Origin of the sequence: Actinoplanes sp. NPDC023936 (genome assembly GCF_040639325.1) — a bacterium.
Taxonomy (GTDB): Bacteria; Actinomycetota; Actinomycetes; order Mycobacteriales; family Micromonosporaceae; genus Actinoplanes.
Map to the genome: position 1 here is coordinate 245,793 of NZ_JBEZZR010000001.1, position 24,450 is coordinate 270,242.

A 24,450-nucleotide genomic window follows, 5' to 3' on the forward strand; every position below is an offset into this window, starting at 1 on the left:
CGGCTCACCAGTCACCGATCTTGGGCCGCAGACCAGTAGTGGACGGGCCTGCGGCCCAGGATCGGCCCCACCCGGGAGCGCCGCCCATGCGAGCCGTCGCTCAGCCAGGTATCCGCCCCTCCATAACCTGGCTGAGCGACGGCTCGCGAGGCCGGGCCGTAGCTGGCGCAGGCAAATCGGCTTGGTTGGGTGTCTGGGCTACGGCTCGGAGGGCTGGGCCGTAGCTGGCGCAGGTAAATCGGCTTGGTTGGGTGTCTGGGCTACGGCTCGCGGGGCTGGGCCGTAGCTGGCGCAGGCTATCCCGCTTGGTTACCCGTCTGGGCTACGGCTGGGACGGGATCATGGTTAGGCCGGGCTGGGCCGGGACGGGTGCGGGAACGGGTCGGGACGGGTGCGGGAACGGGTCGGACCCGGTGGGCGTGGACGGCGGGGGAGGGCGTTGACCGTACATGTGGGGGCAGTGTTTATGATCTTGCCGCGTGATCCACAAGAAACTGTCCTTTGTGGCAGCAATAGGATTGATCGCCGCGAATGTGGCGCTGGGGGCCTCGCCCGCCCGAGCTGACGAAGTGCCGGAGACCCGGGTCGAGCCTCCCCGGGTCGAGCTGGTGCTCGACGTCAGCGGGTCGATGCGGGCCGCGGACATCGACGGCGCCACCCGGATCTCGGTGGCCAAGCAGGCCTTCAACGACGTGGTCGACGCGCTGCCGGAGACCACGCAGCTCGGCATCCGGGTGCTCGGGGCGACCTACGGCGGCGAGAACAAGAAGGTGGGTTGCAAGGACACCCAGCAGATCGTCGAGGTCGGGCCGGTCAACCGGGTCGCCGCCAAGAATGCCATCGCCACGCTGAAGCCGACCGGGTTCACGCCGATCGGCCTCGCGCTGCGGAAGGCGGCCGAGGACCTGGGAGACACCGGCTCGGTGCGGCGGATCGTGCTGATCACCGACGGTGAGGACACCTGCACGCCGCCGGATCCCTGCACTGTCGCTCGCGAACTGGCCGCGCAGGGCACCAGCCTGGTCGTCGACACGCTCGGCCTGACCCCGGACGAGAAGACCCGCAAGCAGCTCGTCTGCATCTCCACCGCGACCGGCGGAACGTATGCGGCAGCGCAGAGCGAGGAGGAGCTGACCGACCGGATCCAGCAACTCGTGGACCGGGCCGCACAGCCGCCGCCGGTGCAGCCGGCGACCGTGGCCGGCGCCGAGGACTGCACGAAGGCGCCGATGCTGGCCGCCGGCGTCTACACCGACCGGGAGCTGATCGGGGAGCACCGGTACTACCGGGTCGCCGTCCAGCCGGGTCAGGAACTGCGGGCCTCGGTGAGCATCGCCCTGGACCGCGAGCTGAACCGTGACTACGGGGTACTGCTGAAGGCGGCCACCGAGAACGGCCGTGAGCTGGTTCGCGGGGTGGACGCGGGTAGCGGCAGAGCGGACGTGCTCTCCACCGGCCTGCGCTGGTCGGCAAACGACGACGACAGCGACGGCAGCGACAGCAGCGACAGCAGCGACAGCGGCGACAGCGGCGGCAGCGACGACGACAAGACCGAAATTTCGGAAAAGCTGGAAAGCGTCTGCCTGGTCGTCAGCAACTCGTTCGCGTCCAGGACCGCGGCCGGCGCCCCCGGCATGCCGCTGGAGCTCAGCATCGATCTTGTCGACGCCTCCCAGACGCCGGACGCGCCCGGGCTGGGCCGCGGCTGGCTGCTGCTCTTCGTGCTCGCGGTCGCGGGCCTCATCGCCGGTGTGCTGGCCGGCTGGCTGACCCGCTGGTGGGTCGCCACCTGGAGGGAGAACTGACATGCGTCGCTTCTACGCGTTCGCGGCCGTCGTGGCCGCACCGCTCCTGGCCGCCCCAGTCCTGGCCGCCTCACCAGCACTGGCCGCGGACCCCTCACCCGCCCCGAACGTCAGCAGCGCCGGCACCTCGTTCCTCACCGCAGTCGGGATCTCCCCGCAGCAGCCGGTGAAGGTCGACGCGGTGACCGGCGACTACCTCTACTGGTCGTTCAGCGCGTCAGCGGGGGAGAACCCCACGCTGGCCGCGACCGTCGCGCTGCCCGCGAAGGGCCGGACCGGCGCGCAGTCGTGGACCGTGGAGGTGTTCGACGGGTTGCGCCGGCGACAGGCCTGCGTGGCGGGGGAGCAGAGCCCGGTCGCGGACACCGGCGCGACAGCGGTGACGCTCGGCTGCCGGCTGCGGCAGGTGCGGAGCTGGGCCGAGCCGTGGGACGGCGACCCGCTGCCGGGCACCTACTACGTGCGGCTGTCCAGCACCGATCTGCCGGAGGTGGATCTCGGCCTGCCGATCGAGGTCGACCTGACGCTCACCGCGCCGACCGGCGACACCGGTGCGGATCAGGGTGAGCTGGAGGCGCCGCTGGTTCCGAACAACCGGCCGGGTGAGGTGCTGACGGCCGCTCCGGCGGCGTCGCCGTCGACGGAGCCGGCCACGTTCTCCGCGGACTGGGTGCCGGAGTTCTCGTCACGGTGGGTGTGGACGGTCAGCGGCGGTGTGCTGGCCGCGATCACCGGGCTGATCGGTTTCTCCTGGACCCGGCGGCGTCGCGCGGTCTGATACAGGCTGCTCAGGGCCGTCTCCGTCGCGTGTCTCAGGTGTGGCGGAGGCGGCCCAGCGTGTGTCCGGTGGCGCGTTTGCAGAGGTATTCCGCGCGCTCGTAGGAGAGGCGCCGGCGGCCGGTCGTCGGGCAGAGGTCGTGCGCCGCCGGTCGGCGGCCGGGGCCGTGGCGTCTCTCGGAAAGGAACAACGGCCCCTGCGTACGGCCGGAGATGAGTTCCGTCAGCAACCGGGCCGACGCGGACCGCCACGTGACGTCGCCGCTGCTCGTCCGCCGGTCGTCAAGATCCAGGTCTTCGACATCGATGGCGAGAACCGTGCCGATCGGGGCCCGCGACTCCCTCAGCAGGGTCCACAGTGTCAATTCCCGGAGCGGGGCGTCGGCCGGAAGATCGACAACGGTCCTGCCGCCACTTTCCGGGACATGCCGGGTCTCGAGGTCCGCGGCCAGCTCCGGAACCCCCGCCCAGGTGACGAACGATCGCACCGCGGCGACGTGCCGGTTCCAGCTCCGCGGCTTCACCTCCGTCCAGTGCAACGCGACCATCGCACCGACACGGGCCGCGGTCAGCCCGGCCAGCGGAGTGCGATCACCGAGCCGTCGCAGGGTCTGACCGTACGCCCGGGCGGTCGCCGGAGCGAGACCCGACGACAGGAACTCGCCGATCGCCTCGCCCAGCAGCGGGCCGGACGCCGGCGGCTCATCGAGGGCTGCCGCGCGGCGCAGCAGGAAGTCCCGTTCGGCGGTGTTCGCGGCGAGGGCTGCGGCCTGTTCCAGCTCGTGCCGAGCCTCGGTGGTGCGGCCAAGCCGTTCCAGCAGGTCGCCGCGGACGCTGGGCAGCAGGTGATAGCCGGCCAGCCGGCGGTCGGCGCGCAACTCGTCGATCAGGGTCAGCCCGGCCTGCGGCCCGTGCGCGAAACCGACCGCCACCGCCCGGTTCAGCCGGACCACCGGTGTGGGCAGGAGCGTGACCAGGGCGTCGTACAGCGCGGCGATCCGTGCCCAGTCGGTCTCCCCGGCGGTGCGGGCCTGCGCGTGGCAGACCGCGATCGCCGCCTGCAGCACGTACGGCCCCGGCGGCCCGCCCGCCTCCCTGGCGCGCAGCATCGCCGCGAAGCCGCGCCGGATCAGCAGCTGGTCCCAGCGGCCGCGGTTCTGTTCGTGCAGCCGGACCGGCTCGCCGGACGGTCCGGTGCGCGCCGCGGACCGGGACTGCTGGATCTCCATGAGCGCGACCAGGCCGTGCGCCTCGGCCTGATCCGGCGCGAGCCCGGCGAGCAGCCGTCCGAGCCGTAGCGCCTCCAGGCAGAGGTCAGCGCGGATCAGGTCATCGCCGGAGGTCGCCGCATAGCCCTCGTTGAAGATCAGGTAGACGACTTCGAGGACCGACGTGAGCGCCGCGGACGGCTCGTAGGCCACACCGGACTCGGCCAGGGTGCGCTTAGCGCCGGCGATCCGCCGCACGATCACCGGCTCGGCGACGAGAAAGGCCCGGGCGATCTCGGCGGGGCTCAAGCCGGCGACCACGCGCAAGGTGAGTGCCACCCGAGCTTCCGCCGGGAGTACGGGGTGACAGGCGGTGAACATGAGTCGCAGGACGTCGTCGTCGGCGGGTTCGGTGGCCTGCTCCGGCTGATCGGAGAGCGCCTCCTGCCGGCCGGCGCGTCTCAGATGATCGACGGCCCGGCGCTTCGCGATGGTCAGCAGCCACGCGCCCGGGTTGTCCGGCACGCCGGTGGCCGGCCACTGTTCCAGGGCGGCGACCAGGGCGTCCTGCGCGAACTCCTCGGCGAGGCCGACGTCGTGGACCATCCGCAGGAGCCCGCCGACGATCCGGGCGGACTCCTGCTTCCAGACGGCGCCGGCCGTGGCCGCGGCGTCGATCATCCGTAAACCTGGTGGATCACGCTCTCCCCGTCCCCGACGATCTTCCGGAACCGGCGGCCCAGCTCGATCGCCTCCGCACGCGACCGGACCTCGATCAGCGCGAAGCCGCCGATCGCCTCCTTCGCCTCGGTGAACGGGCCGTCGGTCACGGTGACCTCGTCGCCCTCCGAGGTCAGCTTGAAGCCGGCCGGGTCGAGGCCGCCGGTGGCGAGCAGCACGCCGGAGGCGGTCAGCTCCTCGACGAACGCGGCCATGTCGGCGTAGAGCTTCGCGTCGGGCTCGGTGCTCTGGGCCTTCTGGAACATCAGGTAACGCATGACGCTTCTCCGTTCGATCGGTGTGCGGTTCTGCCTCAGCGTCGGCTCGGCCCATGTGACAGGTAATTCGAGCATTACCTGTCACATGGCGCCAGACGACGAGTGGGTGGAAGAGCCGCGTCACCGCATGAAGGAGATCGCCATGACCGCCGTCGTCCCGCCCCGCAGCACCGTAGGCTCGTCGCGCCTCGCGGGTTCGTCGCGTTTTGCCGTTGCGTCGCTTGCGGTGGCCGGGCCGCTCTGGGCCGCCGTCTCGTTCGCTCAGGTGGCGACACGGGACGGGTTCGACCTGTTGCGGCATCCGCTCAGCCTGCTCAGCACCGGTGCGCTGGGCTGGATCCAGATCGTCAACTTCGTGCTGGCCGGAGTGCTGCTGATCGTCGGCGCCGGTGTCCTGCCGGGACGGTGGGCACCCCGGCTGGTCCGGATCGCCGGCGCCGGGATGATCGCCGCCGGGGCGCTGGTGATGGATCCGGGCAGCGGCTTCCCGGCCGGAACTCCGGACACCGTTCCGTCCACGATGAGCTGGCACGCGATCGGTCACATGGCGGCCGGGTCGATCACGTTCACCGCACTGATCGCGGCCTGCTACGTGCTGACGCGGCACTACTCGCGCGGCGGCTCGCGTCCCGACTCGCGTGGCGGATCGCCTGCCGGTTCGCGTGCCGGCTCGCGGGCGATGGCGATCGGCGCGGCGTTCTCCGGGACGGCGCTCCTCGTCGGCGACGGCTGGGCGATGTCCGGCGGGTCGGCCGGAACGCTCACGCTTGCGGTAGGCGCGATCACCGCGATGTGCTTCCTGTCCATCGCCGCCCTCAACTCCCGTCGATGACACAGGCCCCACCGCCCGTGTTGAGTTGAGTTGAGTTGACAAGCCGTCTACTCAACTCAACTCACTCAATTCAATACGTCGCGTCATGTTGACGGCACGTGTGCGTCTGTACGTGAGAGCGGCGGCTGCCCAGCGTGCTGTGGGCGGCATGTTCGCATGTCGGTTCCGTGGTGGCCGAGAATAGGATCGTGACCTCCGACCCGCGTCCACCTGGGAATCTTGTCATCCGCCGCTATCAGGCCGCTGACGCCGGCGATACATGGCAGGTCTTCCGCGCAGCCGTCCACGGCACGGCCAGCCGTGACTACACGGCCGAGCAGATCGAGGCGTGGGCGCCGCCGACTGTTGATGAGGCTCGGTGGCACGAACGTCGCTCGGCGGCGACGACCTATGTCGCCTGCTTGGACGGAAGGGTCGTGGGGTTCAGTGACCTCACCGGCGACGGCCTGCTTGACATGCTTTTCGTCCACCCTGACGCCGGTGGCCGTGGGGTGGCTCGGGCGCTGGTCAACCACATCCTGCGAGCGGCGGCGGCCGCCGGGCACCGGAGGCTGTATGTGCATGCCAGCCTCACCGCGCGACCCGCCTTCGAGCGTTTCGGGTTCGCCGTCGACGCCACCCGTCTGGCCGAGATCCGCGGGCAGCGGCTGCGGAACTTCGACATGAGCATTGCTGTGAAGCCGGACGACAGCACTGACCGATCCGTCACCTGAGCTGCCCCGCGAGGTGGGATTGATGCCGGGCGGGTCAGCTTGTTCTGCGGCGGCACGGTTGGCGGCTCGGCTCGGCGCATGAGGTGACGGCACTCAGCGCTTGCGGGGTGACGGGACGGCGGGGCCGGCGGGGTGACGGGACGGCGGGACGGCGGGGTGACGGGACGGCGGGACGGCGGGGTGACGGGACGGCGGGACGGCGGGGTGACGGGACGGCGGGGCCGGCGGCGGAGTGCGCCGGCCCTCGGGTCGTCAGGTGGTGGGCTCTTGGGGAGGGGTGTGGTGCGGTGGGGGAGGTGTGGCGCGTACCGGATGGGTCTGGCTCATAGGCGCTGCAATTGGGTTACCACCATGGCGATCGCGAAGAAGCCGTAGAAGGCGATCGCCGCCAGCATGCCGATCAGGCGCCAGCCGCGCAGGCGGATGGGGGAGGGCAGGTCGCGGGTGTTGAGGCGGATCAGGAGGACCGAGTAGAGCAGGGTGACCACCGACGCGGCGCAGGTGGAGACGATCAGCAGGCCCAGCGGCTGGCTGAAACCGGCCAGCAGGATGATCGAGCCCAGGATGATCTCGGCCCAGACGACAGCGAGGTAGAGGCGGGACTCGGTCCAGCGGGCGGAGTTCGCCAGGTAGTTGCGGCGCAGGAAGTCGGAGGCCAGGCGGCCGATCACGTCGAGCAGGCCCATCGCCGCCGCCCAGAGGGAGACCGCCGCGATGGAGAGGAAGAGCAGGCGCAGCCAGCCGCCCACCTCGGCTTCGAAGATCTCACCCTGGATGCGCAGGAACGACGAGTCGGACTTCAGGTCGGCGCGGCCGAAGAGCGTCTCGTAGGCGAGCAGGCTCATGATGCTGATCGTCACGAAACAGACCGCTACGAACGTGGTCAGGTGCTCGGTGTTGGCCCGCTTCCACCAGACGTTCCAGCGGCTCATTGACGTCTCGTTGATCGGGAACTCGTAACGGTCCGTGCCGGCCGCCTCCTCCTGGCCGGTGATCGGGGAGATCAGGCGGGGCACGTGCGCGCCCATCCCGTAACGCTTGTCGCGGATCCAGTTGCTGAGCACCAGGTTGTGCACGCCGCCGGCCCCGGCCGCGCCGATCGCGCTGAGGATCAGGGTGAACGTGATGCCGTCCGGGATCTGACCGAACTCGGTCACGGTGGCCTTCGCGCCCTCGCCCCAGGTGCCCAGCGAGATCACGAAGATGACGACGACGGTCAGGAAGAACAGGGTGAGCGCGACCTTGACCGTCTCGACCCGCTCGACCGTCGTGTAGATCACCTTGGACATCGTCAGCAGCGCGCCGACGGCCACCAGCGTGCCGACCGTGATCCAGACCGGATCACCGGCGCCGATCAGGTACGTGAGGACGGTCGACCCGCTCGTCGCCCAGCCCGGCCAGACGTACTGGAAGGCGCCGGCCAGGCAGATGATGATGCCCCAGCCCTTCCACCAGCGGGAGAAGCCGGCGAGCGCGGTCTGCCCGGTGGCAAGCGTGTAGCGCTCGATCTCCATGTTGATGACGAACTGCACGGCGAGCGTGGTGAACGCGAGCCAGAGCAGGCCGAGACCGCCGATCGCGGTCAGGTACGGCCACAGGATGATCTCGCCGGCGGCCATGCCGATGCCCACGGCGATGATGCCGGGGCCGATCATGCGACGTAGGGAAAGGGGTTCGGGAAGTTCCCGGGTAGTGGTGTCGGACAACATGTGACGCTCCTGGAGGACGGTTACGCGTCAGGCGCGTTGCAGAAGCAGGACGTCGAGGTGACGCAGCATCCGCGCGATATCGGGGGCGATTCCGGTGAACAGCTGGAATGCGGCGGCGGCCTGGTACGCGCACATCGCCGTCCCGCCGAGCGTCCGCAGTCCGGCGGCACGGGCGGCGCGCAGCAGCTCCGTCTCGACCGGCATGTAGACGATGTCGGCGACCCACAGATCGCGGTGGAGCAGCTCTGCGGGCAGCGGGATTCCGGGGTGGTGGTGCATGCCGACGGGGCTGGCGTTGACCAGGCCGTCGGCGGTCGTCAACGCGGTCGGCAGTTCGTGGGCGGGGGATTGCCCGAGTTGAGCCGATAGATCGGTGCTTTTCTGGGTGTCGGGATCGATGATGGACAGCTTCGTGACGCCCAGCTCCAGGAGAGCGTGAGCGACCGCCGCACCGGCCCCGCCGGCGCCGAGCTGCACGACGTGCCCGAGCGGGACGTCCGGCAGACCGGCGCGGAAGGACTGGGCGAACCCGTACGCATCGGTGTTGTGACCGAACCGCTTGCCGTCGCGGAACACCACGGTGTTGACCGCACCGATGGCCTCGGCCTGCGGTGACAGGTCGTCGAGCAACTCGATCACCTGTTGCTTGAAGGGATGGGTGATGTTGAGCCCGGCGAAGCCGTCGCGTTCGGCGTCGTCGAGCGTGTGGCCGAGGGCCGTGGTGTCGAAGAGCGTGTAGGTGAGGTCGAGGCCCGAATGGCGGCCCTCGCTCTCGTGCAGTGCCGGTGACAGCGACGTGCCGATCCCCGCCCCGACCAAACCGCATCGGCAATTCGCCATCTCACGCCCCTGGGCCATCTATGTACTAACTGGTACGTTAGTTATCGGGTGTGACGGGGACCACTGTCAAGACCCACGGCAGACTTGCCCACATGACGCAGGAGAAATCGATGCCGGCGGTGCCCCCGTTGTCGCCCGGACGGCGGCGTGACGCCGAGCGCACCCGCGCCGAGCTCATCGAGATGGCGACCGACGAGTTCGCCGAGCGCGGCTACAGCGGCGCCCGGGTCGACGAGATCGCCAACCGGACCCGCACCACGAAGCGGATGATCTATTACTACTTCGGCGGCAAGGAGCAGCTCTACCTCGCGGTGCTGGAACGTGCCTATGCGGAGATCCGCGCCGCCGAGCGGGCCGTCGACGTCGACCACCTCGACCCGGTCGCGGCGCTGCGCCGGCTCGCCGAGGTCACGTTCGACCACCACGAGGCCCACCCGGCCTTCATCAAGCTGGTCGGGGTGGAGAACGCGCAGCACGCCAGGCACATGCGGCACGTCGCCGGGCTGGTCGACCTGAACAGCTCGGCTGTCGCGCTGCTGGACGGGGTGCTGGAGCGAGGGCGCCGGGACGGGCTCTTCCGGTCCGGCGTGGACGCTCTCGACGTCCACATGTTGATCAGTTCGTTCTGTTTCTTCCGGGTCGCCAACCGGCACACGTTCGGGGCGCTCTTCGACCGGGACCTGCTGGACCCGGATCGTCGCGTGCACTACCGGACCATGCTCGGCGACCTGGTGACCGGGTATCTACGGGAGGTGTGATGCGCCGTTCCATCGCGACGGTCTGCGTTTCCGGCACTCTGGACGACAAGCTCACCGCGGCGGCCGCGGCCGGCTTCGACGGCATCGAGATCTTTGAGAACGATCTCGTGGTGTCGCCGTGGTCGCCGGCTCGGATCCGGTCCCGGTGTGCGGACCTGGGGCTGACGATCGACCTGTACCAGCCGTTCCGGGACTTCGAGGCGGTGCCGGACGCGATCTTCCGGGGGAACCTGGAGCGGGCGAAGCGCAAGTTCGACGTGATGGCGGCGCTGGGTGTGAGGACGATGCTGGTGTGCTCGTCGGTTCATCCGTCGGCCGTGGACGATGACGAGCTGGCGGCCGAGCAGTTGCGGTCGTTGGCGGAGGTGGCCGCGGACAACGGGATCAGGGTGGCCTATGAGGCGCTGGCGTGGGGCCGGCACGTCTCGACCTGGGACCATTCGTGGCGCATCGTGCGGCTCGCCGATCACCCCGCCCTCGGGCTGTGTCTGGACTCGTTCCACGTCCTCTCCCGCGAGACCGACCCGGCCGGGATCGCCGGCATCACGCCCGGGAAGATCTTCTTCCTGCAGCTCGCGGACGCGCCCCAGCTGCGGATGGACGTCCTGCAATGGAGCCGGCATCACCGGCTCTTTCCCGGTCAGGGCGCGTTCGACCTGCCGGGTTTCGTCCGGCTGACGCTTGCCGCCGGATATGACGGTCCGCTCTCGCTCGAAGTGTTCAACGATGTCTTCCGGCAGGCCGATCCGGCGCGTACCGCTGTCGACGCGATGCGGTCGTTGATCGCGCTGGAGGACTCGATCTCACCCAGCCTCCCCGACTTCCCGGAACTGTCCGGGTATTCGTTCGCCGAGTTCGCGGTGGACGGCAGCTCCGGGCCGGAGCTGCGCACCGCGCTGCGAGGGCTCGGGTTCGCGCACACCGGGCAGCACCGCACCAAGCCCGTCGAGCTCTGGGAGCAGAGCCGGTGCCGGGTCGTGCTGAACAGCGCTGTCACCCGCCCGCAGGCCGCCACGATCAGCGCCTTCGCCGTGGCGTCGGCTGATCCTTCGCAGTCGTTGCAGCGTGCGGAGGCCCTGCTCGCCCCGGCCCACCCGAACGTCCGGGAACCCGGCGAGGCGGAGCTCGCCGCGATCACCGCGCCGGACGGTACGAGCGTGTTCGTGACCGGGGCCGGCGATGAATGGCGCGACGACTTCCTGCCGACCGGCTCGGCCGTGCCCGGCGCCGGGCTGCTGGAGATCGACCATCTCGGCCTGGCGCAGCCGTTCGACCACTTCGACGAGGCGGGGCTCTTCTATCACTCGGTGCTGGGCCTGTCGCCGCTCTCCACCGAGGAGTACGCGGCGCCGTTCGGGCTGATGCGCTCGCGGGCGTTGAGCAATGCGGGGCACCGGTTGCGGCTGGCGCTGACAGTGGCGTTGCTGCGTCGTGGTGAGTGGGCTCCGGCGGTGGCTGATCCGCAGCACGTGTCGTTCTCGACAGCGGACATCTTCGCGACCGCCGCGGCGCTGGACCTGGGGATGCTGCCGGTGCCGGACAACTACTACGACGATCTGGCCGCTCGGTTCGGGCTCTCCGCGGAGTTCGTGGGCGCGCTGCGCCGGCACGGGATCCTCTATGACCGTGACGCCGCGGGCGGGGAGTTGCTGCACCTCTATACGCCGGTGCTGGGCGGCCGGGTGTTCTTCGAGATCGTGGAGCGTCGTGGGGGATACGCGCGGTTCGGGGAGGCGAACGCGCCGGTGCGGATGGCCGCCCAGCGTCATCGGCGGCTGGCGGGCGGGGTGAGCTAGACCCGGCAGCGGTAGCGAAAGGCGCCGGACGGCCTGGTCCGGCGCCTGGGTCGCGGTGGACTCTCGGGGACGGATGGGATTTTCTCGGGAGGTGTGGCCGTACCCTCGCTGGATCAGCGGAAGGCGGCGTGACCGGTCAGGGCCTGGCCGACCACCAGCGTGTGGATCTCGGAGGTGCCCTCGTAGGTGAGGACGGACTCCAGGTTGTTGGCGTGGCGCAGGGGTGAGTACTCGAGGGTGATGCCGCTGCCGCCGAGGATGGTGCGGCACTCGCGCGCGATCGCCAGCGCGGTGCGGACGTTGTTCAGCTTGCCGACGCTGATCTGGTGCGGCTTGATCGCGCCGGCGTCCTTCAGCCGGCCCAGGTGCAGGGCGAGGAGCAGCGACGTGTTGAGGTCGACCGCCATGTTGGCGAGTTTCTCCTGGGTGAGCTGGAACGCGGCGATCGGCCGGCCGAACTGGACGCGGCTGTTCGCGTAGTCGAGGGCGGCACGCAGGCTGTCCCGGGCGGCGCCGGCCGAGCCGAAGATGATGCCGAACCGGGCCTCGCTCAGGCAGCCCAGCGGAGCGCCCAGCCCGGTCGCGAGAGGGAGGCGGGCGGAGTCGGGCAGGCGGACCTCGTCCAGGATCAGCTCACCGGTGATCGAGGCGCGCAGGGAGAGTTTCTGCTTGATGGTGCGGCTGGTGAAACCGGGGGTGCCGGCCGGGACCAGGAAGCCGCGGATCCCGTCCGACGTCTGCGCCCAGACCGTGGCGACGTCCGCGATGCTGCCGTTGGTGATCCACATCTTGGTGCCGGTGAGTATCCAGTCACTGCCGTCGCGGGTCGCCCTGGTGCGCATGTTCGCCGGGTCGCTGCCGAAGTCGGGCTCGGTCAGGCCGAAACAGCCGATCGCCTCGCCGGCCGCCATCCTCGGCAGCCACTCCTGCTTCTGCTCCTCCGAGCCGTACTTCCAGATCGAGAACATCGCCAGCGAACCCTGCACCGAGACGAAGCTGCGCAGACCCGAGTCGCCGGCCTCCAGTTCCAGGCAGGCCAGCCCGTACGCGACAGCGCTCGTCCCGGCACAGCCGTAGCCGTCCAGATGCATGCCGAGCAGGCCCAGCTTGCCGAGTTCCGGCGCGAGCTCGCGGGGGAACGTGCCGGCCTCGAACCACTCCGCGACGTGCGGGCGGACCCGGTCCGCGACGAATTGTCGGACGGTGTCCTGTATCTGGCGTTCCTCGTCGCTGAGCAGGCCTGTGACGTCGATCAGGTCGAGCGGGTCGGTGCCGGTTCTGTGCGTCGTCATCCTGAGGATTCTGCCTTGCCGGCGGGATGGATTCCGCCCTGCCGAGGGACCGGATTCTGCCCCTGCCGGGGGATCAGCGTCCTCCCAGCGACATGAACTAGCCTCAAGATCATGACGGTGGTGAACGACTTCATCGACCCGGCTGTCCGGGACGCGATCTCCGAATTCCTGGGAGACGTGGAGTCCGAGCTGCGCGCCTCGGTGGTCAGCCCGGAACCCCTGGTGTCCGAAGTGGCGGCCCATCTCGTGGAGGCCGGCGGCAAGCGGTTCCGGCCGCTGGTGGTGGCCCTCGGCGCCCACTTCGGTGCGGCGGACCGGGCCGCGGCCGTCTCCTCGGCCGTGGTCATGGAGCTCACCCACCTCGCCACGCTCTACCACGACGACGTGATGGACGAGGCGCCGATGCGCCGGGGCGCGGCCAGCGCCAACTCCCGGTGGACCAACTCGATCGCCGTCTACGTGGGCGACTACCTGCTGGCCCGTGCCGCCTCGATCGCGGCGGACCTGGGTGAGGAGGCGGTGCGCCTGCAGGCCCGTACCCTCGCTCAGCTGGTCCGCGGCCAGCTCGCCGAGACGGTCGGCCCGCGCGGCGACGACCCGATCCGGCATCACCTGCGGGTCATCGAGGACAAGACCGCCTCGCTGATCGCCACCTCGGCCCGGCTCGGCGGGATGGCCGCCGGGCTGTCGGCCGCCCAGCTGGCGACGCTGGAGGCGTTCGGCACCTCGATCGGGATCGCGTTCCAGCTCTCCGACGACCTGCTCGACATCGCCTCGGACTCCGACCAGTCCGGCAAGACTCCCGGCACCGACCTGCGGGAGGGCGTGCCGACGCTGCCGGTGTTCTACGCGCTCGCGGCCGCCGACACCGGGGCCGACTCACGGCGGCTCAAGGAGCTGCTCTCGTCCGGCCCGCTCATCGACGACGAGCTGCACGCGGAGGCGCTTTTCCTGCTGCGGGAGTCGGCCGCGCTGAAACAGGCGCGGGAAACCGTTCATGGGTACGCCGAGGAGGCTCGCCGGCACGCCGCGGCTCTGCCGTCCGGGGCGGCCCGCCGGACGATCGACGGGCTCTGCCACTACATCGCGGACCGCACCGGCTGACCCTCCGCGGTTGAGGCCGGCCGCCCGGCCTCGGGTGGAGTTCCTTTAGAACCCCCATCGCCTGCCGATGGTGCCTATGACGGCTTTGTCGGTGACGGCACTGCGCTGTGACGGCACTGCGCTGTGACGGCACTGCGCTGTGACGGCACTGCCTGGCCGTCGGGCACCAGGGGGAGAGGGATGCGCGGCGAACGGGCCGACGACGGCTTCACCATGATCGAGACGATCATCTCGATCGCCGTGATCTCGATCGTGATGCTGTCGCTCACCCAGTACTTCACGCAGACCATGCGGATCAACAGCTATCAGGGTGACCGGCTGGCCGCGATCGCGGTCGCCAACAGCGCCATGGAGCGGGTCCGCGGGCTCAAGGTCGCCGCCATCGTGAGCGGCCGTGACCAGGCGAGCGTCGCGTACCAGTGGGATCCGGCCCGCGGCCTGATCGGCCCGGTCGCGGACCTGCTCGACGAGATGACCATGGTCTACGACACCGGCGCCACGAATCAGGCCGACGTCGCGGCGCAGGCGGCGTACGCCGACAAGCCGGCCGGCGCCGCGCTGCCCACCACCTGGTCCGTCGTCACCGTGGACGGGCTGGCCTATCAGCAGCACTTCTACGTCGGCGCGTGCGAGCGGCTGCCCGGTGTGAGCGGCGACTGCGTGAAGAGCGCCGGGACCGGCCGGACCATCCCGTTCTACCGGGTGATCGTGGCGGTGACCTGGAGGGGGAACACCTGTGACGGCGGCTCCTGCTCGTACGTCACCTCGTCGCTGATCGGCAGCGAGACCGAGGAGCCGATCTTCAACACCAACGAGGGCGCGACCGCGCTGGACATCGCCGACCCCGGCACGCAGATCAACGACGTGTCGGTGCCGATGTCGAAGACGTTCACCGCGGAGGGCGGCGGCGCCGGATACGTCTGGACGGTGAGCAGCCTGCCGGCCGGTCTCACCCTGGACTCCGCCTCGGGAACCGTCAGCGGCACGCCGACCACGGTGAGGAGCACCGGCTCGATCCGGCTGACCGTCACCGACGCGTACGACCAGCAGGACTACGTCACGCTGACCTGGGTGATCCGGGCGCTGCCCACGATCAGCAGGATCAACGCGGTGAACACCACGGGCGGTGTCCCGGCCTCGGTGACGTTCACGGCGAACAACGGGGCCTCGCCGTACGCCTGGACGGCCACCGGCCTGCCGCCCGGCGTCACGCTGACCAGCGCCGGCACTGCCAGCACCAGTACCTCGCTGAGCATGAACAGCACGAACACCGCCGCCGGTACGCCGACCACGCCCGGGGTCTATCCGGTCAGCGTGACGGTCACCGACGCGTACGGGCAGACGGCCACGCAGTCGTTCACCTGGACCGTGCCGGCGCTCTCGATCAGCACGAAGGAGTTCTCCGCCGCGACGGCCGGCACCGCGATCACCGCCGTGACGCTGGTGGCCGCCGGGGGCGTTCAGCCGTACAAATCATGGACCGCCTCCGGGCTGCCGGCCGGGCTGACGCTGGACAGCTCGACCGGGGTGATCAGCGGGACGCCGACCGCGGCCAGGACCTATCCGGTGATCCTCATCGTGACGGACACGGCGAACGTGACCGTCAGTAAAACGATTCCCTGGAAAATCTCATGAAATTTCGGGATGAATCGGGTGTCACGCTCATCGAGGTCGTCGTCGCCATGTCGGTGATGCTGATCATGATGGCGATGGTCACCGGCGGGATCGTGGAAATCTACCGCTCGGTCGACCGCACCGACGCCGAGACCGAGGCGCAGACCCAGATCACCGCGGCCTACACCCGCCTCGACAAGGAGGTCCGGTACGCCCGCGGCATCAGCAAGCCGGCCGTCCTGGACGGCGACTACTACGTCGAGTACCAGGTCGACCTGAACGAGGTGACCACCTGCGTCCAGCTGCGGGTCGACACCGGCGTCGCCGAGCTGCAGCGGCGCACCTGGGTCAGCGGCGCCGACCCGCCGTCGCCGAGCGCTTGGACCACCCTGGCCAGCAACGTCACGGCCGGCACGCCGTTCACCGTGAGCGCTGTCGACATCGAGTCGCTGACCGGATATCGCTACCAGCGCCTGCGGCTGCTGGCGACGGTGACGGTCGGCGCCGGGGCGAGCGCGTCCAGCCGGGTCACCGACGTGACGTTCACCGCGCTCAACGCGACGAACCCGAACAACACCGAGAGCACGTGCACCGAAGGCCGGGGAGTGTAGTCATGCGCAGACTCGTCGCGCCGATCGGCGAGCGCGGCTCGATGCCGATGGCGATGCTGGTGATGGTGGTCGGGGTCAGCCTCAGCGCGCTGCTCACCACCATGGTGCTCGGCCGGATCCAGAGCGGCGTCACGTCCAGCCGGCAGCTGCTCGCCCTGCACGCGGCGCAGGCCGGTCTGGACGTGGCGCTGGGTCATGTGCGAGCCGCCGTGTCGACGGACGACGAGGGCGACGAGAGCGGCGATCGCACGCTGCTGCCCTGCGACCCGATGTCCGGGACGGTCGGGGCCGGCAACGACGGCACGTACCGGGTCGAGGCCCGGTACTACCTCGTCGACCCGCAGGGCAAGTCCGACAGCTGGCAGTCCGAGAACGCGATCTCCTGCCCGTCCGGTGGCGCGCCGCAGGAGGTGCCGGCGTACGCCCGGTTCACCTCGGTCGGGACGTACGCCGACAAGGACGGCACGGTCAGGCGGAAGCTGAACGGGACGTACATCCTGCACACCACGAACGCCAACATCTACGGCGGTCTGGTGCACTCCAACGGCTCGGTGGATCTCTGCGTCGCGGCCGAGTCGGGTGACCCGGCGGCGGGCAGCGCGGTGACCATGCAGCCGTGCAAGTACGGCGCCGTCGCGCAGACCTGGGCGTACGACAACGAGCTGAAGTTCGTGCTGATCTCGTCGCAGAAGCCGGCCCGGCCGTCCGGCATGTGCCTGGACGCCGGCACCCAGGCCGAGGGCGCCGCCGTGGTGATGCAGCCGTGCCAGGACACCAAGCCCTCGCTCTACCGCCAGCAGTGGAGCTTCAACGACAACTCGCAGCTGGTCGGCGCGAAGCTGGCGGACGGTTCGGACGTGACGGGCAACTGCTTCCGGCGGACGCCGGACAACTCCGCCGGCGCCGGCATCGTGATCGCCACGTCGAGCTGTTCGAGCTGGGCGCCGGACAGCGCGGTCGGCGCCGGCATGGCGAACTCGCCGACCGGCGGGCAGGTGATCGGGCAGCTGGTGAACTACGCGCAGTTCGGCCGCTGCCTGGACGCCACCAACAAGAATCCGGACTACCCCCACATGATCGCGTGGCCCTGCAAGCAGAACCCGAACCCGGACAAGGTGACCTGGAACCAGCGGTACACGCTGCCGGCGCTCGACGCGGCCAAGGACGGCCGGGCCACCAACTACGCGACCGGCACGATCACCACCACCACGGACAAGAACGTCACCTACTGCCTGGAGAGTCCGGGATCGACCGCCGTCGGCAAGTACGTCCGGACCCTGGCCTGCACCGGCAGTACGCTCTATCAGAGCTGGACCGTCTACGGAAAGACCGATCGATACGCGACCAGCTACCAGATCGTGGACGGCTCCGGGAAGTACTGCCTGCAGCCGCGCAGCCAGTCGGCATCGCCCACCGACTACTTCAACGCCACCAACCAGGTCGCCAAGATCTATGTCGGGGTGTGTGACGGCTCGACCCTGCAGAAGTGGAACGCCGACAAGAACGTGATCGCGGCGCTCGCCCTCAAGGACGTCGACGAGGACGAGTCACCGAACGACTGAGGAGTCTCATGGCGCACCCTACGGCGATCGCCCGTGACCTGGTCTCCGGCGCCTACGACACCCACGTGCACGTCTCGCCGGACGTGATGGACCGGCGCATCGACGACCTCGACCTGGCCCGCCGGTTCATCGAGGTGGGAATGGCCGGGTTCGTGCTGAAGTCGCACTACCTCACGACCGCCGAGCGCGCCGCCGTCGTCCGCAAGGCGGTGCCCGGCGCCGACGTGCTCGGCGCGATCACCCTGAACGGCTCGATGGGCGGGATGAACCCGGCGGCCGTGGAGATCGCCGGACGGCTCGGCGCGCGGATCGTCTGGATGCCGACCGTGGACGCCCGCAACCAGCGGACCAGCACCGCCGGTGACCTGCCCGGGGCTCGGCCGGCCATGTGGGGCGCGCTCCAGGCCGACCTGCACGCCCAGGGCATCGTGCCGGAGATCGTCGACGTGGTGGACGAGGCGGGCGAGGTGCTCCCGGCCGTCCGGCAGGTCCTCCGGGTGGTCGCCCGGCACGACATGGTCCTCGCCACCGGCCACCTCGCGGCCGCCGAGATCGTCGCGGTGGCCGAGGCGGCACGCCAGGAGGGGGTACGCCGGATCGTGGTGACCCATCCCGAGTTCACCTCGCAGCGTCTCCCGGTCACCGACCAGCGCCGCCTCGCCGGGATGGGCGCCCTGCTGGAGCGGTGCTTCACGACGCCGCACACCGGCAAGGTGTCGTGGACGGACATGTTCGCGACCATCCGGGCCACCGGGCCCGCGCACTCGGTGCTCTCCAGCGACCTGGGTCAGCCGTTCAACCCGCCGGTGGAGGACGGGCTGGCGCTCTTCGCCGACCGGCTGCTCGAGGCGGGCTTCACCCCCGACGAGGTACGGACCATGGCCGTGGAGAACTCCCGCCGGCTGGTACGCCGGTAGAAGGCTGGTACGTCAGTAGAAGTCGCCGTAGACGTCCAGGGCCGGGGCCGACGCGGTGGCGGCACGGGCCCGGTAGGTGTCGCCGCCGGCGTCCCGGCTCTCCGCCGGGTGGGTGTACTTCGCCGTGAACGTGTAGGTCCCCGGCTCCAGCGTGTCGGCCGGGGAGAGGACGAACCGGTACTGGAAGGCGTCCGCCTCCTCGGTGACCGAGGTGGTGACGCTGCCGCCGGGTGTCTGCTTCGTGGCGCCGCGAACGGCCAGGCCCTCGGTGCGGGCCACCCGGATGACCACGTCGAGCGAGGTCAGCCGCTCGGTGGTGGTCAGGGTCACGACGCTGGAGCCGTCGACGACCGAGCCGTCCGACCAGAGGGGACCCTGCTGGACCCGGGTGCCCCGGGCTGGTTCCGTGGTGGGGGCCGGCTCCGGCGGTGCGGAGCTCGGCTTCCGCGACGGTGACAGCGACAGTGACGGGGACAGCGACGGGGACAGCGACAGCGACGGGCTCGCGGCTGAGGGCTCGGCCGACGGTCTCGCCGACGGCTCGCCGGTCGGCTCGGTGGCCGGTTCCGTCGTGGGGGCGGGCGCGGAGATCACCGGGGCCGGGGGCGGTGGCGGAGCCGCGTCGTCGCTGCCGGCCAGGGCCCAGTTCGCGAACCCGCCCCCGGCGAACAGCGCCACGACAGCGGTGGCCGCGGCGGCCATCCGTACCCTCGGGCCGCGCCGCGCCGCACGACGGCGGGTGACCGGCGCGGAGGTCGCGGCCATGGTGATCCGGCTCAGCATCGCGTCGCGGTCCGGCTGGTGAGCGGCCGCCTCCGCGCGCAGGGCCGCGCGCAGGTCGTCATCGGAGAGCCTCATCGCGCCGCCTCCCAGCCGTCGATCCGTGCCACGCCGCCGTCACCGAGCAGGCCGGCGAGTTGCTTCGCGCCGCGCGAGGTCGCGCTCTTCACCGCGCCGACGGAGATCCCGAGGATCGTGGCGACCTCACGTTCCGGCAGGTCGAACGCGTACCGCAGCACCACGCACGCGCGCCGGCGATGCGGGAGGCGACGCAGGGCGCCGCGCACGTCCAGCACGGCGGAGACGTCACTTTCCCGGGTACGCCGTAACGACTCGAACGACATCAGGCGTTCCCGGCCACGGCGGCGGACCCAGTTACGGGCCAGGTTCATCAGGATGCCGTGCCCGTAGGCCGCCGGGTCGTCGGCAGCCGTGACCCGGTCCCAGTGCCGCCAGCACTCGGTCAGCGCGTCCGCCGCCAGATCGTCGGCGACGTCGGACTCCCCGGTCATCAGGAACGCGAGGCGGGACAGCGAGGCGTGGTGCCGTTCGAAATACGCACGGAACGCGTCGTCACGCATCGGCAGCTCCTCCCTGATCATCCCGGACCGCAAGACGTTAGAGATCACGACGGCTCGAGCGCAAGGAGGTGAGATCGGATTATCAGCGGAGTCGCTGGTGGGAGCGCGACCACCCGCCCGTAGCGATGGCCGCGCTGCGGCCGTGCGTAGGCAGGTGGTCGCGGTGGGGCGCCACGGGACGATGCGTAGCCGTACCCCGTTATTGGTCTTTCGGGACCGGAACCGGGGAAACTCGCCAGATGCGGGCGGCGTAGTCGCCCACCGTGCGGTCGGCGGAGAAGAAGCCGCTGTTCGCGGTGTTGAGGACCGACATCCGGGTCCAGCGGTCCTGGTCGCGCCAGGCGCGTTCGACCTCGTCCTGGCAGTCCAGATAGGAGCGGTAGTCGGCGAGCGTGAGGTATTCGTCGCGGCCGAGCAGGGAGTCCGCCACGTCGTGGCCGACGCCGCCGAAGACGCCCGCGTTGATCGCGTCGATGGCCTGACGCAGCTCCGGGTCGCGTTCGTAGTGCTCCCACGGGCGGTAACCGGCGATCTGCATCTCGGCCGCCTCGAACGCGTCGAGCCCGAAGAGGAAGAAGTTCTCCTCGCCGACCCGGGCCCGGATCTCGATGTTCGCGCCGTCCAGCGTGCCGATCGTGAGCGCGCCGTTGAGGGCCAGCTTCATGTTGCCGGTGCCGGACGCCTCCTTGCCGGCGAGCGAGATCTGCTCGCTCAGGTCGGCGGCCGGGACGATCCGTTCGGCGAGGCTGACGTTGTAGTTCTCGGCGAAGACCACCTTCAGGTACGGCGAGACGATCGGATCCGCGGCGATCGTGGCGCCCACCGCGTTGATCAGCCGGATGATGTTCTTTGCCGCGTGGTAGGCGGGCGCCGCCTTGCCGGCGAACAGCACGGTACGCGGCACCCAGTCGCCGGCCGGATTGTTCCGGATGCGGTGGTAGAGCGTGATGATGTGCAGCAGTTTGAGCTGCTGCCGCTTGTACTCGTGGAATCGCTTGATCATCACGTCGGTGAGCGAGTCCGGGTCACCCGCGGCCAGGTCGACCTTGTTGGCCCGCTTGATCGCCCGCCAGCGCTCCAGGAACGACGCGTCGTCGATCAGCGAGCCGAGCTCGGCCAGTCGTTCCAGGTCGACCAGCCAGCCGTCGTCGCCGAGACCCTCGGTGATCAGGTCGGAGAGCCGGGGATTGGCGATCTTGACGAACCGGCGGGGCGAGATGCCGTTCGTGACGTTCTGGAACTTCGCCGGCCACAGGTCCGCGAAGTCGTTGAGCACGGTCTCCCGCAGCAGCTTCGAGTGCAGCTCGGCGACGCCGTTCACCGCCTCGGTGCCGACCACGGCCAGGTTCGCCATCCGGACCCGGCGCTCCGGCTGCTCCCCGATGATCGACATCCGGCGCAACCGGTCGGTGTCGCCGGGGAACCGCTCCTCGACCTCACGCAGGAACAGCATGTTGATCAGGTAGATGATCTCCAGGTGGCGGGGCAGCAGCCGCTCGAAGACGTGCACCGGCCACGTCTCCAGGGCCTCCGGCAGCAGCGTGTGGCAGGTGTACGCGAACGTGCGCCGGGTGATCGACCAGGCCCGGTCCCAGTCCAGCTCGTACTCGTCGACGAGCAGCCGCATCAGCTCCGGGATGGCGATCGTCGGATGCGTGTCGTTGAGCTGGATGACGGTCTTCTCCGGGAACTCGTCCCAGTCGGAGTTCCGCAGCCGGAACCGGCGGATGATGTCCCGCAGCGAGCACGAGACCAGGAAGTACTGCTGTTTGAGGCGCAGCTCGCGACCCAGTTCGGTGCTGTCGTCCGGGTAGAGGACCTTGCTGATGTTCTCGGCGCGGACCGCCTCCTGCACGGCCTCGGCGTACTGCCCCGCGGAGAACCGGCTCAAGTCGAACGAGGCCTCACTGCCCCGGGCCCGCCAGAGCCGCACGATGTTCACGGTCTCGGTGCCGTAGCCGGGCACCAGCATGTGGCTGGGCTCGCCGAGCACGATCTCGCCGGGCACCCACACCTTGCGGGTCGACGAGCCCGGCACCGGCTCGGTGTGCCCGTAGAAGCCGACGGTCTGCCGGTCGTCCGGCGCCGGGAACTCCCACGGATTGCCCTGGAACGCCCAGTCGTCCGGGCCTTCCGCCTGACCACCCGCGGCGAGCGACTGCTTGAAGATGCCGAAGTCGTAGCGGATGCCGTAGCCGACCGCCGGAATGTCCCGGGTCGCCATCGCGTCCACGAGACAGGCCGCGAGCCGCCCCAGACCGCCGTTGCCGAGACCGGGCTCGACGTCGAGCTCCTCGATCTCCTCCAGCGTGAGGCCGAACGACTTGACCGCCTGACTGGCGATCTCCCCGGTGCCGGAGTACAGCAGGTTCTGTTCCAGCTGAGCGCCGAGCAGGTACTCGGCGGAGAGGTAGTAGACCCAGCGGGGGTTGCTGGCGTAGTGGGCGGCCGAGGTGCGCGCCCGCCGCTCGGCGAGATGGTCCCGAACGGTCAGCGAGAGCGTCTCGTAAGCGTCCCGCATGCTCGCCGACTCGACCGTGGTGCCGCGCCGGAAGTAGAGGTTGCTCAACAGGTCCTGCTGGAACTCATCGACGGTCTTGCCTAGTTTGCGAAGACCGATGCCCTGTCGAAGATCCATGCCGCCATTGTGCCGTCTCCGCGTTTCAGATCGACCCCGTTTCGCCCCTGCGGGGGTCCCGGGAGGCGTTTCACTCACGCTTCCGGCTTTATCCGGTACGCGCGACGGCTCCCCAAACGCACCGGCCCGGTCCCCGTGAGTACAACGCGACCTCGCTGCCGAGCCGGGCCGTCCGGCGCCCATCGCTACCGGCGGGCGGCGTCGTCGACGTGGGCGTGTTGAGTTCGGGCGCGATCCGCACCTCAAATCCACACGCTGACCGGGTTTCGGCGGAGCGTGTGCCTTTCGGGTCGGCGGGTCGGCGGGTCGGCGGGTCGGCGGCGCGGCGGGGCGGCGGGGCGGGGGGTGGCGGGGCGGTCCCGGCGGGTCGCGGCGGGGTGGGTCCCGGCGGGGTGGGTCGTGGCGGGGCGGCTGTTCGCGGCCCGGCGGGTCGGCGCGGCGGCCTCAGCACGAGCGGCGCAGCGCCGGTCGCCGGAGCGCGCCCGAACTCAACACGCTGTCACGGTTGCCGTCCTGTGTGTGGAGCTGGGGTGCGGAGCGCGCCCGCACTCAACACGCTGTCACGGTTGCCGTCCTGTGTGTGGAGCTGGGGTGCGGAGCGCGCCCGAACTCAACACGCTCGGGAGTGGATCGCGTCGGGCGCGCGGGGGACCTGGTCGGTGCGTTGGGAGCCGTCACTCGTACTTGGTTTTGTTGATGCTTTTGCTCATGCTTTTGTCAACAATCTATGGCGCTGATTACATTGGACCGAGGATGTGGTGCAACTTAGGTAAGGCACACCTAAGTTCATCGGTGCCTGCCCTTCACCGAGGGCACACCCGTAAGGAGAACCATGTCCTCAACGTCCCGTCGTGCCGCCGTCGCGGCTGTCGCCATCGCCGCCGGTGTGCTGGCCGCTCCCGGCGCCGCTTCCGCCCACTCCGGCCAGGACGCCGCGACTGTCGCGTCCGCTGAGCTGATCAAGGGGCTGTACCAGTCGGACTACTCGCAGCGGAACAAGGCCCTCTGGGTCACCGCCGCGGTCGGCCGCCCGCCGGTGACCAGCTCGGCGCTGCTCAAGGTGGACCCGAAGACGCTCGAGATCGAGGCCACCATCACCCCGCCGGTCACCAACGAGACCACCGGGGCCGTGGAGGCCGTCTACGGCGTCGGGGTCGACGACGAGTACAACCGGGTCTGGGTGACCGCCACCCGGAACAACGCGGTCGCCGTCTACGACCAGCGGACCGGCGCGCACGTCGCCAGCTTCGCGAACGTGCCGCACGCCCGGGAGATCGTCGTCGACGAGAAGCACAACACCGTGTGGGCCAGCGCGTTCACCTCCGGTGAGCTGGTCGCGTACGACAGCAAGACGCTCGTCGAGAAGAAGCGCGTCGTCGTCGAGGGCGCCGGCCCGACCGGCCTGGTCGTCGACGAGAAGACCGGCACGCTGTACGCCGCCGACCTCAACAACGACCGGATCATCGAGGTGTCCCCGAAGGCGGAGACCCCGCGCTTCATCGCCACCGGCGACGGCCCCATCTCGATCGACCTGTCGGCGGACGGCAAGACCGCGTACACCGCGAACCAGACCGCGGGCAGCGTGTCGTTCGTGAACCTGAAGAAGGGCACCGTCACCGCTGAGGTGGCGACCGGCGCGGGTGCGCTCTCCGTCGCCTACGAGGAGCGGTCCGGCACGGTCCTGGTCGCGAACCGCACCGCGGCCACCGTCACCGTCGTCGACGCCACGACGGCCGTCGTCGAGGAGAACCTGGTGACCGCCGCCAACCCGAACCACATCGAGACCGCGAACGGCAAGGCGTACGCGGTCGACAAGTCCGGCGCCGGCGCCACCGGTGGGGACTTCATTTACAAGATCGACCCGGCGAACTGACCCGGCCCGGAAGTGTCCCACCCCGCACGGGGTGGGACACTT

At 70.0% G+C, this 24,450-nt stretch carries 20 protein-coding genes; 12 read left to right on the top strand and 8 right to left on the bottom strand.

Translation table 11 applies throughout. From position 1 onward, the window contains the following. The first annotated feature begins 479 nt into the window (after window positions 1-479). Both AB0F72_RS01140 and AB0F72_RS01145 read left to right on the top strand, forming a co-directional pair. Window positions 480-1,805 carry a VWA domain-containing protein gene (locus AB0F72_RS01140; RefSeq protein WP_360423124.1) on the top strand — a complete coding sequence of 442 codons (1,326 nt, stop codon included), beginning with the start codon at window positions 480-482 and terminating at the stop codon, window positions 1,803-1,805. 1 nt (window position 1,806) lies between these two features. Then, window positions 1,807-2,583: a peptidase gene (locus AB0F72_RS01145; protein WP_360423127.1), complete on the top strand. Its 777-nt coding sequence runs from the start codon at window positions 1,807-1,809 to the stop codon at window positions 2,581-2,583. A gap of 34 nt (window positions 2,584-2,617) precedes the next feature. On the opposite strand, the gene AB0F72_RS01150 is transcribed toward AB0F72_RS01145, so the two are convergent. Next, window positions 2,618-4,471 carry a DUF6596 domain-containing protein gene (locus AB0F72_RS01150; protein ID WP_360423130.1) on the bottom strand — a complete coding sequence of 618 codons (1,854 nt, stop codon included), beginning with the start codon at window positions 4,469-4,471 and terminating at the stop codon, window positions 2,618-2,620. Beyond that, the gene (locus AB0F72_RS01155; RefSeq protein WP_360423133.1) at window positions 4,468-4,788 is read right to left on the bottom strand and encodes a YciI family protein; all 321 of its coding nucleotides are present in this window, start codon (window positions 4,786-4,788) and stop codon (window positions 4,468-4,470) included. The genes AB0F72_RS01150 and AB0F72_RS01155 overlap by 4 nt, the downstream gene beginning before the upstream one ends. Window positions 4,789-4,930: 142 nt before the next feature. Between AB0F72_RS01155 and AB0F72_RS01160 the strand changes: the two genes are divergently transcribed. Both AB0F72_RS01160 and AB0F72_RS01165 read left to right on the top strand, forming a co-directional pair. Next, the gene (locus AB0F72_RS01160) at window positions 4,931-5,620 is read left to right on the top strand and encodes a DUF998 domain-containing protein (RefSeq protein ID WP_360423137.1); all 690 of its coding nucleotides are present in this window, start codon (window positions 4,931-4,933) and stop codon (window positions 5,618-5,620) included. Window positions 5,621-5,808: 188 nt separating this feature from the next. Next, the gene (locus AB0F72_RS01165; RefSeq protein ID WP_360423140.1) at window positions 5,809-6,333 is read left to right on the top strand and encodes a GNAT family N-acetyltransferase; all 525 of its coding nucleotides are present in this window, start codon (window positions 5,809-5,811) and stop codon (window positions 6,331-6,333) included. Between the two features lie 323 nt (window positions 6,334-6,656). On the opposite strand, the gene AB0F72_RS01170 is transcribed toward AB0F72_RS01165, so the two are convergent. Further along, on the bottom strand, window positions 6,657-7,988 hold the full coding sequence (locus AB0F72_RS01170; protein ID WP_360423143.1) for an Nramp family divalent metal transporter: 1,332 nt from the start codon (window positions 7,986-7,988) through the stop codon (window positions 6,657-6,659). 81 nt (window positions 7,989-8,069) lie between these two features. Further along, a complete protein-coding gene (locus AB0F72_RS01175; protein WP_360423146.1) occupies window positions 8,070-8,882 on the bottom strand; it encodes a shikimate dehydrogenase in 813 nt (270 codons plus the stop codon). A gap of 92 nt (window positions 8,883-8,974) precedes the next feature. Between AB0F72_RS01175 and AB0F72_RS01180 the strand changes: the two genes are divergently transcribed. Both AB0F72_RS01180 and AB0F72_RS01185 read left to right on the top strand, forming a co-directional pair. Then, window positions 8,975-9,640: a TetR/AcrR family transcriptional regulator gene (locus AB0F72_RS01180; protein WP_360423149.1), complete on the top strand. Its 666-nt coding sequence runs from the start codon at window positions 8,975-8,977 to the stop codon at window positions 9,638-9,640. Further along, window positions 9,640-11,436, top strand: coding sequence for a TIM barrel protein (locus tag AB0F72_RS01185; RefSeq protein ID WP_360423152.1), 1,797 nt, complete (start codon window positions 9,640-9,642; stop codon window positions 11,434-11,436). Before AB0F72_RS01180 ends, AB0F72_RS01185 begins: the two co-directional genes overlap by 1 nt. A 113-nt stretch (window positions 11,437-11,549) precedes the next feature. Here AB0F72_RS01185 and AB0F72_RS01190 read toward each other — a convergent pair whose 3' ends face one another. Next, entirely contained in the window at window positions 11,550-12,728 is a 1,179-nt protein-coding gene (locus AB0F72_RS01190; protein WP_360423155.1) for an acyl-CoA dehydrogenase family protein, read from the bottom strand. A 111-nt stretch (window positions 12,729-12,839) separates the two neighbouring features. Here AB0F72_RS01190 and AB0F72_RS01195 point away from each other — a divergent pair, with 111 nt between their 5' ends. From AB0F72_RS01195 to AB0F72_RS01215, 5 genes are all read left to right on the top strand, one after another. Beyond that, a complete protein-coding gene (locus AB0F72_RS01195) occupies window positions 12,840-13,832 on the top strand; it encodes a polyprenyl synthetase family protein (RefSeq protein ID WP_360423158.1) in 993 nt (330 codons plus the stop codon). Window positions 13,833-14,012: 180 nt separating this feature from the next. Further along, window positions 14,013-15,467: an Ig domain-containing protein gene (locus AB0F72_RS01200; protein ID WP_360423161.1), complete on the top strand. Its 1,455-nt coding sequence runs from the start codon at window positions 14,013-14,015 to the stop codon at window positions 15,465-15,467. Further along, complete coding sequence (locus tag AB0F72_RS01205) at window positions 15,464-16,057, top strand: type II secretion system protein (protein ID WP_360423164.1); 594 nt, start codon at window positions 15,464-15,466, stop codon at window positions 16,055-16,057. The genes AB0F72_RS01200 and AB0F72_RS01205 overlap by 4 nt, the downstream gene beginning before the upstream one ends. A gap of 2 nt (window positions 16,058-16,059) precedes the next feature. Next, on the top strand, window positions 16,060-17,619 hold the full coding sequence (locus tag AB0F72_RS01210) for a ricin-type beta-trefoil lectin domain protein (RefSeq protein WP_360423167.1): 1,560 nt from the start codon (window positions 16,060-16,062) through the stop codon (window positions 17,617-17,619). An 8-nt stretch (window positions 17,620-17,627) separates the two neighbouring features. Continuing rightward, window positions 17,628-18,536 carry a DUF6282 family protein gene (locus AB0F72_RS01215; RefSeq protein WP_360423170.1) on the top strand — a complete coding sequence of 303 codons (909 nt, stop codon included), beginning with the start codon at window positions 17,628-17,630 and terminating at the stop codon, window positions 18,534-18,536. Between the two features lie 12 nt (window positions 18,537-18,548). On the opposite strand, the gene AB0F72_RS01220 is transcribed toward AB0F72_RS01215, so the two are convergent. The 3 genes from AB0F72_RS01220 to AB0F72_RS01230 form a co-directional block, all read right to left on the bottom strand. Beyond that, window positions 18,549-19,394: a hypothetical protein gene (locus AB0F72_RS01220; protein ID WP_360423172.1), complete on the bottom strand. Its 846-nt coding sequence runs from the start codon at window positions 19,392-19,394 to the stop codon at window positions 18,549-18,551. Further along, on the bottom strand, window positions 19,391-19,897 hold the full coding sequence (locus tag AB0F72_RS01225; RefSeq protein WP_360423175.1) for a SigE family RNA polymerase sigma factor: 507 nt from the start codon (window positions 19,895-19,897) through the stop codon (window positions 19,391-19,393). The genes AB0F72_RS01220 and AB0F72_RS01225 overlap by 4 nt, the downstream gene beginning before the upstream one ends. Before the next feature lie 199 nt (window positions 19,898-20,096). After that, entirely contained in the window at window positions 20,097-22,535 is a 2,439-nt protein-coding gene (locus AB0F72_RS01230) for a glycogen/starch/alpha-glucan phosphorylase (protein ID WP_360423178.1), read from the bottom strand. An 832-nt stretch (window positions 22,536-23,367) separates the two neighbouring features. Here AB0F72_RS01230 and AB0F72_RS01235 point away from each other — a divergent pair. Next, window positions 23,368-24,408 (top strand): YncE family protein, encoded by a 1,041-nt coding sequence (locus tag AB0F72_RS01235; protein WP_360423181.1) that lies wholly within the window; start codon window positions 23,368-23,370, stop codon window positions 24,406-24,408. Window positions 24,409-24,450: the final 42 nt, after the last annotated feature.